This is a genomic window from Acidobacteriota bacterium (assembly GCA_039028635.1).
Lineage (GTDB): Bacteria > Acidobacteriota > Thermoanaerobaculia > Multivoradales > JBCCEF01 > JBCCEF01.
The window spans coordinates 54,150-66,466 of the sequence record JBCCHV010000035.1 but is presented as its reverse complement, the minus strand read 5'-3'; the positions used below and the strand labels follow the sequence as shown (position 1 = coordinate 66,466).

The window sequence follows — 12,317 nt, the reverse complement described above, 5'->3', positions numbered from 1 at the left end:
GCGGCCGAACCGGTACCCCCGTCCAGGGCGGCCCAATCCAGGGCGGATCCGTCCACAGCGCCGATGGCGCTGCCTCGCCCGTTGGGCTCGGACGCCGAGTGCTCGCTAGCACACGGCGACTTGCTGGTGAGAGCCGAGGAATCTGAACCCTCGCGGCCGGACCGGTACCCCCGTCCAGGGCGGCCCAATCCAGGGCGGATCCGTCCACAGCGCCGATGGCGCTGCCTCACCCGTTGGGCTCGGACGCCGAGTGCTCGCTAGCAGGCAGCTGAAAAAGTCATCGGCAACCTGCGACCGAGCCCGGGAGGGCTCGGCGGCGGCAAGGCCGCCGCGACGGGAGAGGAGGCCCAAGAACCGCGCTTCTTGGGCCGGAGAGGGGCGCGCAGCCCCTCTCGGAAAAAACAGCTAGCAGCGCTGGAAAAGTCGCGAAGCGGACTTTCTCAGCAGCCTGCTAGCCGCCTTCGGTGAGCGCTTTGTAGGTCTTGAGGTTCTGAATCGCCACCGCCCGCTGGCCGAGCTCGTCGTAGAGGCCGGCGAGGTTGAAGTAGGCGTCGGCGTAGGCGGGGTCCGCCGCCAGGGCGAGCTGATAAGCCTCGATGGCGGCTCGAGGCCGGCCGAGGTCCTGCAGCGCCACGCCGAGATTGAAGGCGGCGGTGGCGTCTGCCGGTCGCAGCCGGGTGGCCTCCCGATAGTGCCGCTCGGCGGCCTCGAGGTCGCGCTGCTCGTGGAGCAAGCGGCCGAGGTTGAGATGCGCTTCCGCAAGGCGAGGATCCCGGCTCAGCGCCTCTCGGTAGGCGTTGATGGCCGCCACCCCGTCCCTCGCCTCGAGGTCACGGCCCTGGTCGAACCACTGGCGCGCCGAGCGCTCGGGACGGGCCGCTCCCGGATGGCTCAGCACGGTGCCGCGGACCGCCGTCGTCTTCGCCGGTAGCGGCTCGAAGGGCAACAGGCGCTGCCCGGACTCCGGCTGCCAAGCTTCGCCACGGCAGCGGGCCACCACTCGCCCTCCTTCGGCCGTCACCTTGACCGCCGACAGCGAGCCCTGGGGTGCAATCTGGCGTCGCAGGGACGCCAAGGCCCGCCGAATTCGGCGGGCCGGTACCGATCGCCCTTCGAGCTCGCGGGCGGTGCGCAGCAATACCAGGTCTTGGAATCCAAAGCGGTAGCCACGCCGAGCGCTACCGCGCGGCGCCAGCACGCCGGCGGCGACAAAGGAACGCACCCGCCGCGGCGTGGTGGCGAGCAGTCGCGCCACCTCGCGGGTGGAGTAGCCGGAATCGAGTCGGGAAATCTCAGTCGAGCGGTTCAACGCCATCCGTCCCGGAGCACCGCCGTCAACCGGACTGGGCGGCCTTCTCGGCGGGTTCCTCGGCTTCTTCGACGGCGGCGCGCTTGGCCGGCTTGCGGCCGGCGTCCTCGCCTTCGTCGCCGTCCCCGAGGCTCGCCTTCAAGGCCGACATGAGGTCGATGATCTGCGCCTTCGGTGCCTCCTCCGGCGCCGCCACGATCTCCTCGCCTTCGACCTTGCGATCGATCATCGCCTGGACCTTGGCGCGCACTTCGTCGTGGTAGGACGAGGGATCGAACTTCTTGGCGGTGGTCTGCTCGACCAGCATCAGCGCCAGGTCGAGCTCGGCATCGGTGACCTCGGCACCCCCGATCGGAACGTCCTCGAACTTCTTGATATCCGCCGGATAGCGCAGCTGCTGCATGATCAAGCCCTCCCGGAAGGGGCGCAGCAGCACCAGATACTCCTTGCCGCGAGCGGCGTACTTGCCGAGGGCCACCCGACCGGTCTGCACCATCGCCTTGGCGAGGAGCTGGTAGGGCTTGTCGCCGCCCTTGTCGGGGCCGAGATAGTAGGACTTCTCGAAGTAGATCGGATCGACCTCTTCGATGGGCACGAACTCGACGATCTCGATGGCGTTGGTGGCCGGAGGATTGACCGCCTTGATCTCCTCCGGCGAGAACAGCACGTACTGACCCTTGGCGAACTCGTAGCCCTTGGAGATCTCGTCCTTCTCCACCAGGCGGTCGTCGGTCGGGCAGTAGTAGCGGTAGCGCAAGCGCGTCCCGCACTCCTTGTGCACCGAATTGAAGGAGATCGCCCCGGAGGTCTCGCCGGTCGTGTACAGCTTGATCGGAATCGCCACCAGGCCGAAGGAAATCGTTCCGGATCCCATCGCGCGCGCGGTCATAGTCGAGCGAGCCTAGCACAGACCATCTTGCCAAACTTCTCCTAAGTGCTGACCAACACAGACTTTTTCCACTTTCCGGCAAGCCGTCGCCGGAAACGACGACGGCGCCGGAGTGAGACCATCACCCCGGCGCCGGAAAGAGTCGCCATCACCCTGCCATGGCGTACGCTCCCTGCTCGTCTACTTGACCCGAAGGAAATTGAAGACCACGTGATCCCCCTCCATGTTGCCATAGAGCCGGTACTTGCTGAACTTGCTGCTGACCACCGGCTTGGCCTGGTACATGAAGCCCTTGTAGCCATCGCCTGACAGCTTCTTGATGCCAGCGACATGGGTTGATTTTGCACTGACCACCTTGCCAGAGCTCACGATCTTCTCGAACTCCGCCAACAGGCCACCGCTCCTGTCGGCCTTCAACAACTTCTTGGAGATGCCCTTTTCGATCGATGCCGACACCTTACCGCCCGCACCGCCGCCAGCCTTGCCGGCTCCCCCATGGGCTCCCCCTTTGACTCCACCACCTTTGACTCCACCACCCTTGCCCGCCGAGGTGGCGAATCCGCGCGAGCTGTGGGTCGTCAAGGACGACTTGTACATCGGGCTCATCGGTCCCCGCATCCCACCCCGAGCCATCATCGGAGCCACTCGGTAGGTTCCGATCTCGGTGCGGAAGGCGACGTACTTGAACTGCGTCGGAGTCGACTTGGCGAGGGCCGAGGTGCCTGCAACGCGGGTGGTGTTGGACACCGCCGAGGTGCCGAGCAGGGACTTGGTGCCGGCGGTCACCGATTTGGTGGTCGCCGCCGACTTACCCGAAGCCATGGCGATCGAGAGCTGGGAAGACGAGCCCATCCCCTTGGCGACGGCGGCCCCCTTGAGAGCCGCCTTCCCCAACATCGAACCGACTTTCGCGATCCCCTTGCCGAGCACCACCAGGCCGCCCAAGATCTGCGGCGCATGGCCCGTCGGATCGATCAGGCTGGTCGGCGCATCGAAGGCGTAGGCGTAGGCGTTGAAGGTGTCCTGGCGATCGATGCTGCCGGCCGGCCCATCGTCCGCCGTCAAAAAGCGCCCGGTGACGGGATCGAGGTAGCGCGCCGAGAAGTAGTAGAGATCACCCCCGGAATCGAGCTCGCGGCCGGTGAACTTCGGACGCACGTCGTTCGGCCCCTGCGCCTCCGCCAGGGCGCCATAGGCGGCGTAGGCATAGCGATTGACCACCTCGCCGGACTGATCCGTCGTCATCTGCGTGCTGCCCAGGTGGTTGCGATGCAGGAACAAGGTTCCCGGCGCCGGCAAACCGTCGGCGCGGACGGCGTCTTCGCCGGTCGTCACCGCCATCACGGACTCGCCATCGTCGAGGCCCAGGTAGTGGGTCGAGAGCTCGCTGCCGTCCGCTCGCGTCACCTGAAAGTCGGGCGTGACATAGAGCGTCGCGAGCCCAGTCGGCGCCACCTTGGTGAGGCGGATACCCTCCGGATCGTAGGTCATCGTCAGGCGCGGCTCGGTCTCGCCTTCGCCACGCACCGCGCGGAGCTGCGCCAGGCTGTCGTACTCGAAGTTCCAGACCTGGCCACCGCTCGCCCGGCGCACCATGCTGCCAACGTCGTCGTACTCGGCGGCATAGACCTCGTTCCCGCCGCTGGTTCCGCTCTCGATGCGGTGGTAGCGATAGCGATAGTCGATGTCCCCGGCCCGAATGAGATTGCCGGCGCGGTCATAGCCGTAGATCTTGGTGCCGTTCGCACCCACCGCCTCGGTCAGGCGCAGGTTCTGGTAGCGGTAGACGTGCGACAGATCCTCGCCGTCTCCCGGCAGCCGGTCTTCGATGTCGCGAACCCGAGTCAAGCCGTCCCAGGAGGTCGCGGTATCGAGATAGGGCCCTGAGGGCGCCTCGATGCGATGACTCCAGAACTGGCCCGTCGGGTAGTAGCCGCTCTCCTCGACCACCTGCGAGGTCGGATAGCGGTAGCGGCCCGGCTCGCGCAGCGCCGTGTACTCGTCGAGCTCTGCCAGAACCTCCCCGGCGAAGGCGAGCTCCACCAGATTGCCGCCGGAGTAGCGGCGCTCACCGACGGCGCCGTCCGGGAAGACGATGCGACGCTGGCGCCCCTGAGGATCGTTGTCGTAGCGCGTGGTGAAGACCCCAGCGGTCGCTTCGCCGGCGAGGGTCAAGGTCTCGGTAGACATCTCGTTGACGGTGTCGAAGCCGTAGGTGGTGCTGGCTTCCTCGCCACCGTCGGCGTCGTAGATCGTCCAGCCGGTGTTCATGCCGAGACCCCGCGACACCTCCGGGTCGTCATATTGGAACTCGTAGCGACGACCATCCGGCAGGAACTGACTCTGCATCCGGCCCAGCGGGTCGTACTCTTGCCGTTGCTCGCCATAGCCATCGGCATATACCTGCAGCCATTCGGTGCCCTGATAGTCGAATCGGCTCGCGCCCCGGTCCGGTGAGCTCACCGCCACCATGCGATCGAGGGAGTCGTACTCGAGGGTGGTGGTCACTCCGTTGGGATTGTCCTCGGTGGCGGGATCGGTGGCAGCCACCATCCGACCGAGGGGGTCGAACTCATAGGTCGAGGTGGCATTGCCGTCCCCCGGCACCACCGCCGACACGACCTTCAGCTCGTCATCGAAGAAGCGGCTGTTGGCGACCGCGCGATACGGATCGGGGCCGGTGGTGTCCCACCCCTGCTCGGTGGTCTCGGTGTCGACGTAGGTCGTGGTGTCGACCACCGTCTGTCCACCTTGGGGACCGTTGGGCCGGGTCTCGCGCACCGGCCGGCCGATCAGATCGCGCTCGGTGGTGGTCCACAAGGGCGAGCCGCCGCCGGCGCTGCAGGCACCTCCGAGCCCCCCGAAGAAGGGCAGCGTCGACTCGATCTCCTCGTCGTCCGCATCGAAGACCGTGCAGTTTGCGATCTGATTCGACTCGCTGCTGTCCTCGACCGTCTTGTAGGTGCGCTCGCGACCGTCGAGGTACTCCCAACTCGCCAGCAGGTCGCGAGCGCTGCCCGTCGGCCAGTCCTGGAGCTCGTCGGTGCGCACGAAGATGCCGCCTCCGGCGTCGCTGCCGTAGGAGACCGAGGTCGTGGTCGTCACCGGCACGGTGACTCCCTGGGCCAGACATGCCGCATCCGAAGCCTTGCCCTCGGGCGACGCCACCTGCAGGGTCACGGGCCGTCCGAAAGCGTCCGGACAGATCACCTCGAGGTTGCCGTTGGGCTGTCGGTCGAGTACCTGCAGACCGAAGCGGGCATCGAAGGCCTTCTCGACCACCAGGCGATTGCCACCATCCTCGGGCAACGGCGGCGAGGAGACTCGCACCGGGAAGGTGTTGAGCTGGTCGTACTCATAGGTTCCCGTATCGCCCTGGGGATTTGTCGCGGCCACCACGTTGCCGTAGACGTCGTAATCGTAGGCAAAGGTCATGTAGGTCGACGACCGATCGTCCCATTGCGAGTCGCTGAGCTCGTTCAAGGTGCCGCCCTCGACGTCGTAGGTCTGACGACGCAATTTGAAGTCGACTCCCTCTTCGAAGGTCTCGAATTCGAAACAATCGGCGCTTCGGGACTGCTTGGTGAAGAGCGGATAGCCGAGCTTCCAATCGCCGTTGACATCGAGGTTGGCGTAGCGGCTGCAGCCGTAGACATTGTCCTCCGGACCGAGGTCGCGGCCCTGCCGGTCGACATAGCCGAGGTAGGCCTCGAGGGTGCGGTTGCCGTACTCGTCGTAGGCCATCTCGCGGCCGATCGAGAGGTCGTACTGGCCGTAGGTGTACTCATCGCGACGGTACTCGCTCTCGAGCACCTCGTACACCGGCGGCGACTCCGAGCCGCTCCCGGTGGCGGTGACCCGGCTCTGCCATTCGAAGGCGTCGACGGTCATCAACGCCCCGGGCTGGCAGCGCGGATCCGGCGAGCTCTCGCTGCAGCGAATCTCGGTGTGAGCCACCCGGCCGTTGAGCGGATAGTCCTGATGAAAGACCTGGAGGTTCTCGCGCCCCAGGCTCTCTTCGCGCCGCAGGTGGGTCTTGAAGCCCAGCCAGCGTTGCGACAGGAGATCGAGCTTGGCCTCGGTGTAGTGGTAGCTGTCCTGATAGTCGTAGCGCGCCGCCTGGCGTGCAGGATCGGTGGTCTCGCGAGTGTTGGCGACCACGTAGACGTGGCCGCCGACCACCTCTTGAATCGGGAAATTGGCCGAGATGTCGTCGTAGCGGTATGGCACCGGCGTGGTGAAGTGACCGAGGCCGTTGGGGTCGTCATCGACGGCCGCCTCTCGCAGCCCTTCGATGGCCGACGTCGTGCCGTCGCTCGAGCGGGTGTAGACCTCGCTGCTGGTGAGCGGTGCGTACTCGATCTCGTAGCGCCCGCCCAAACCGTTGGTGATGGTGGTGACCAGGTCCGGGAACAGTCCATCCACCAAGCCGACGGTGATCTCCGAACGGGCCGTGAGCTCGGCCCCGAAGCCGATCACGTCGACCATGCCGTCACCGTTGACATCGCCAGCCGTGAGCAGCCGCGACGGCTGTCCGCCGGTGAAGGTCGGCAAGGACTCCTGGTCCCAGCCGGTCTGGAGAAAGGCCTCGCCGGACGACACCGCGACCTTGGCCCCGGTACGACTGAATCCCACCACGTCATCGAGACCGTCGCCGTTGATGTCGAGCACCAGGCGGGGGTCGTCCCTCGACCAGGGAACGGTGCTCTCGGCGCTGAAATCGCTGTTCCAGGTCACCGGGTCGAGAAACCCGTCGCCGGTGGAAAAGGCCACCTGCACGCCGTTGCGGAAACCGACGATGTCGGAAAGACCGTCACCGTTGACATCGGCCATGTAGCGCGGATGCTGACCCGCCGACCAGCCTTGGCCGAGGCTGAAGTGAGGGTAGCCGGTCTGGTTCTGGCTCCACGGCTGAAGGGAGAAACCGCCCTCGGCGTTGCCCTGACAGATGCCCACCTTGATGCCGTCCTCGCCAAAGCCCACGATGTCCGCCAAGCCGTCCCCATTGACGTCCGCGAGATAGCGCAACTGCTGCCGGCCGACCCACCAGGAAGCACCGGTGAAATCGGACTCGTTCCAAACCCGCGGCGTCTCGAAGGAGGTGCCGGTGGACAGAGCGACCATGGTGCGATCGTGGAATCCGACGATATCCGCCAGACCATCGCCGTTGACGTCGTTGAGCATGCGCGGATTGCGATCGGCGATCCAGGCTCCGGCAGAGGGATCGCGACCGAAGTGAGGATAGGCCTGGCTCGACCACAGGCTGGGGTCGAAGCGCGAGCCATTGGAAGGCGCCACCTGCACGCCGGCCAGTCCGAAGCCCACCACGTCGCCACGGCCATCACCATTGACGTCCGCCACCTCGCGCGGCATCTCTGCGGTCCAGCCGGTTCCGAAGTCGTCGTTCCAGGTCGACGCCGGAGCGAAGCGTAGGTTTTCCTCCGCCAGGGCGACCCGCGTATCGAAGCGAAAGCCGACGATATCGAGACGGCCGTCGCCGTTGACGTCCGAGAGATAGCGTGGATTGGTCTCGATGTCCCAGCCGGTGACGAACTCGGTGCTCAGCCAGGAGCCGTCGTTCTCGAAGGTCTGACTCTGGTCCTGCCAGTCGAACTCCGTCGGCGGCAAACAGACCTCGCCCTCGCCGCCGCACGCCTGGACGCTCACCAACCGGCTACGACCGGTGCCAGGAGCGGCCTCGTAGTCGAGATGGAGGGACGGCGCGGCCTGGCCCGCGACCTCCGCCGTGATGCTCTTCAAACGCGCCCGGGTGACCACCGGATAGCCGCCGATGTACTGGCGAATGACGTCGGGCCGCTCTTCGTAATGGAAGGTCACGAAGCGCTGCGCCGCGGCGCCGTCGCGGTGCGAGGTGTAGGCGATCGAGGCCGGATAGTACTGTCCGTCGTCACTGCCCCGGCCGAGGGGATCGTCGGTGTAGCTCACCCGCATGACGTTGCCGTTGAGATCGGTCACCTCGTCGAGGGCCCACACCCGCACGTCGCCATCGCCGCCCGCGGCCTCGACCCGGCTGTCGTCGTTGACGCCGTAGGTCGAGCGCGTGCCGTCCTTGGCGATGATCGAAAACCAGCAGGGACCGCTGCCACAGGTGCCGTTGCTCTCGTTGCGAGCGTTGGCGACCACCTTCGACCAGCTCTCGCGCTCGGTGCGCATCTCGGTGGTCGTGCCCGCGGAGGCGATCGCCAACAGGCGCTCGCCGTTCATCTCGAAGCGATCATCGCCATCGTAGGAAATCCCGCCCTTGAAGCCGTCTTGGCGGAGATTGGCACTGGTGCGATCGATCGCCTGCAGGCCCGAGAGATCGAAGCCCATCCCCAACATGCCGTTGCCGCTCGCACTCGAGTAGGAGAGGGAGAGCTCGGGTCCGAGCTCGGCGGTCCCCGGCGGCAGCGGGATGGGAATCTGGTAGACCGCGGCACCGCGCTGATCAACGCTGAACTCGGCTTCCAGGCTTCCCTGGGTCAGGGATGCGCCCGCGCGAGGATCATCATCCTGGCCTCCAGGACCGGAGGTGGTGCAAGCCCAAAGGAAGAGGAAGGCGGCCAACATCGCGGCCGGCCCGGCAACGACTTTTCGGATACCAAAGCGTGGAATAGGCATGACAGCTCCCTGACATTAAGTGCTGGAGAATGAATAGGCTCAGTAGACGGACCAGATGCGAAGCGGTCCTCGAGCCACCGGAACGACATCGCCGAGATCGATCGTCAGGCGCCCAACGCGGCGCGCGATCGTGCTGCGATGTCGGGGATCGAAGGAGGTGAAGTCGACCTCCCAAAGACTCGGATCGATGGCGCTCTTCGCCGCCGTCACCGAAGCGATCACGAAGCGGTCGGCGATCAGCCGCGCCATCGGCTCCGGAGCCCCCGAGGCCGGGGCCCGGGCGACGAAAACGGTGGCCGCATTGAGGGCCCGCGCGCGGTCGCTGGCGCCGCCATCGCGGCGCTCGCGGGCGAGGGCCTCGAAAGCCTGCCGGCGCCCCGGGTCGGGATCATCGGAGGACGATCCGAGGACGGTCAATCCGCGCCGATCCGGGATCAGGATCGGCAGCGTGCCGTGCCAAGCTCCGCGCACCACCGGCCGAGGCGCCTGCAGATGACCGGGCACGGCGAGCTCGGCCCCGGAGTCGCCGAGCTGTTGCTGCCAGCGCTGCACCAGATCGCTCAGGGTCTGCCGCGCCCAGGGCCCGACCGGCTGCAAGCCATAAACCGGCACCGAGTCCTGGTCGAGGGTGAAGGTCACCGCCCCGGCCGCTTCCGGGACGCGCTCGAGATAGGACAACAGGACGGCCGGATCCTCGGGATCGCCACCGCAGGCGGCAGCCACCGAATCCCGCCGCGCCGGCGACTCGAAGGCGACCCCGAGACGCCCGATGGGCAAAGCGAGATGCGGCACCGGACGCTCCGCGGCGAGATCCGGAGTCCTCGCCTCGGTGGTCCCATGGGAGGTCGTGGTCGAGCCGCGATCCTCGGCCGGCTCCACTTCCGAGCGCAGCGCCGACTCGGCCACTCCACCGCGAAACGGCACCGGCCGAAGACGATCCGCAGCCGTCGAGCCGGGAGCCAGGTAAGGCGGCGGGGCATCCAGGAAACCGTGGTAAACCGTGACGAAAGGACTGCCGTCCCAAGCGGTTCCGGCGGCCACGTCCGTCAACCGCAGCTCATCCGTTTGGTTCAACCAGTCGGCGAGCTCGGCCGCCGGCAGCTCGAAGGCCTCGGCCAAGGAATCGAGGGATTCTCGGATATCGCGATTGCGAATTTCCGGACAGGCGCCGTAGTGGAACGCCACCGATCGCCGCCGACCCTCGTTCTCGCGCGCCCGGCTGAGCTGAAACTCGCACTTCGCCGCACCGGTGATCGCGGTCATCGACTCCAAGACTCGGGCCCCGAGGTCCGGGTCATCGCCGACCATCAAGCACTGGCGCAGGATCTCGAGCTGCTCCGGCCGCTTCACCGTGCTCGGTTCGTCGTAGGTTTTGACCAGGAACTTGCCGCTGGTCGGTACCCAGTCGATCGAGACTGCCGTCGAAGAGTTCTCCGCCTCGTTGCCGACGAAGCCGAGGTAGATGCGATAGGTCATCTGACCGTGGCTCGGGCCGACGGCGAGAAAGCGCACCTTGGCGAAGCGGTCGAGCTGCTGCTCGAGCTCGCGCTGGGCCGCAGCCGGCATGGCGAGACGGGCGACCAGCCCTTCGAGGTCGCCGCGCGCTTCCGCAGCGCCGCGATCCGAGAGGTCGAGGTAATAGCGATTGCGCTCCAGCCGTCCCGGGCAGAGCTTGGTGCTCGGCACCACCAGACACGGCGAAGACAGCAGCTCGAAGGGTCGCCGGTAGAGGGCCGCCAGATCGGCGCCGGTCTCATCCGGCGCCGCGAGATCAGCGGCCGTAGCGGCGCTGGCGTTCGCCGTAGGCGGCGAGGATTCGTCGTAGCTCGACATCGCTCAGATCCGGGTAGAGGGTGGATGGGAAGAACAGCTCGCTGTGGCAGCTCTGCCAGGGCATGAAGCCGGAAAGGCGCTGCTCGCCGGAGGTGCGCAGAATCAGGTCGGGATCGCCGGGCTCCATCTCGGGCCGCCCGTAGGAGGAGCGGTTATCGAGCTCGGCGGCGAGTCGGGTCTCGTCGATGTCGTCGGCCGCAACGCCCGCCGCCACCAGCGACCGCACGGTGCGCACCAACTCATCGCGCCCGCCGTAGTCGAGGGCGAGCTGGAGGGTGCCCCGGCGACCCGATGAGCAGGCGGCGAGGGTCATCGCCAGACGACGACCGAGGGCCATCGGCAACCGATCGGACCGGCCGCGATGGCAGACCCGAATGTCGTGACGCCGGGTTAGCGGCACCAGCAGCTCGAGGAAGCGCTCGTAGATCACCATCAGGGGATCGAGCTCCTCCTTGGGACGCTGCCAGTTGTCGGTGGAGAACATCCACAGGGTGGTGTGGCGCACGCCGTGCTGCCAGATGGCTTCGAGCAACGGCGGCGTGGTCACCAGGAAGCCCTGGGCATGGCCGCAGGGGGCGGTCAGACCGCGCCGCTGGGCCCAGCGGCGATTGCCGTCGGGAATGATCGCGAGGTGCCGAGGCGAAGGGCCGGACCCCCCCGGCAGGGCGGTCCGAGGATCGCGATCACCGAGGGCGTCACCCGCCTCCTGACCAAGCTTGCGCGAGGGGATCCGGTTCATCATGGTTACGGCCTCAGAGCGGGTTGCACTGACAACCGCAGCGGTAGGGATGCGCCGAGCAATCGGCGTAGAACCCCGGCAGACAGTTGTTGCGGTTGACGACGCAACCCTTGAAGCTGTTGCCGCCGCAGAAACAGTCGTTGGCTTGGGGACGAATTCCCGCAGCCGACCCGCCCCCAGGGCGGCGGCGAGCTACGGGAGGGTTCTGTTGAGGTAGGAGCACTTGTCCTTCTCCTTTCTATTTGCGAAACGAGAGAATCGAGCCCCGCCGAACGGTCGTTTCGGTCCGCCCGGCGGGGGGTAGAACTCGCGACCGGGAACCCGGCCTCGCAGGCCTAGGGCCCCCGAAACGAGATGGGTCTTCTCGCTCCATGGCGACTCGACCCAGCGGAGCTGGAGGCCGAGATGCCCGGAGTCGAAGGGCATGTGACGGACGGGCTATCGCTCGCCGGCGGTGGGTCGCGGCGGACTCGGAGCACCAGGTCGAGAACCTGCTGGGCATGGCGCTCGATCTCGATCGCCGGTTCCGGAATCACCGACTCGACCCGCCCGGCGGACTCGATCAAAAAGGTGATGCGACGACCCGGCTTGGACCCGACGGCCTCACAAGCTCCGTAGGCAACACATATCGAGCGCATCGGATCGCCCACCAGAGGGAACGAGAAGCCGTACTTGGCGGCGAACACCGCGTTGACCGAGGGCCGGTCGGTGCTCACTCCAATGACAGCGATTCGATGGCGCTGAAAGTCGCGGATTCGGTCACGGAATCCGGTGCCTTGGCGGATTCAACCGGGGGTCTCGGCCTGGGGGTAGAACCACAGCACGACTCGCCGTCCGCGGTACTCCTCCAGCCGCACCCACCGCCCGTTGTGATCACGGGCGGAAAAAACCGGAGCGCAGTCGCCGGGTTGCAGCATGATCGACCC

6 protein-coding genes are annotated in these 12,317 nt (G+C 66.7%); all 6 read right to left on the bottom strand.

Annotated elements, in window-relative coordinates:
* Window positions 1-451: 451 nt before the first annotated feature.
* The gene (locus AAF604_15090) at window positions 452-1,309 is read right to left on the bottom strand and encodes a tetratricopeptide repeat protein (protein ID MEM7050993.1); all 858 of its coding nucleotides are present in this window, start codon (window positions 1,307-1,309) and stop codon (window positions 452-454) included.
* A 25-nt stretch (window positions 1,310-1,334) separates the two neighbouring features.
* Window positions 1,335-2,198, bottom strand: coding sequence for a Ku protein (locus AAF604_15085; GenBank protein ID MEM7050992.1), 864 nt, complete (start codon window positions 2,196-2,198; stop codon window positions 1,335-1,337).
* Window positions 2,199-2,378: 180 nt separating this feature from the next.
* A complete protein-coding gene (locus AAF604_15080) occupies window positions 2,379-8,819 on the bottom strand; it encodes an FG-GAP-like repeat-containing protein (protein ID MEM7050991.1) in 6,441 nt (2,146 codons plus the stop codon).
* A gap of 39 nt (window positions 8,820-8,858) precedes the next feature.
* Window positions 8,859-10,652, bottom strand: coding sequence for a hypothetical protein (locus AAF604_15075; GenBank protein ID MEM7050990.1), 1,794 nt, complete (start codon window positions 10,650-10,652; stop codon window positions 8,859-8,861).
* Complete coding sequence (gene uppS / locus AAF604_15070; GenBank protein ID MEM7050989.1) at window positions 10,591-11,394, bottom strand: polyprenyl diphosphate synthase; 804 nt, start codon at window positions 11,392-11,394, stop codon at window positions 10,591-10,593. The genes AAF604_15075 and uppS overlap by 62 nt, the downstream gene beginning before the upstream one ends.
* Window positions 11,395-11,726: 332 nt before the next feature.
* Entirely contained in the window at window positions 11,727-12,308 is a 582-nt protein-coding gene (locus AAF604_15065) for a peroxiredoxin (protein MEM7050988.1), read from the bottom strand.
* Window positions 12,309-12,317 lie beyond the last annotated feature (9 nt).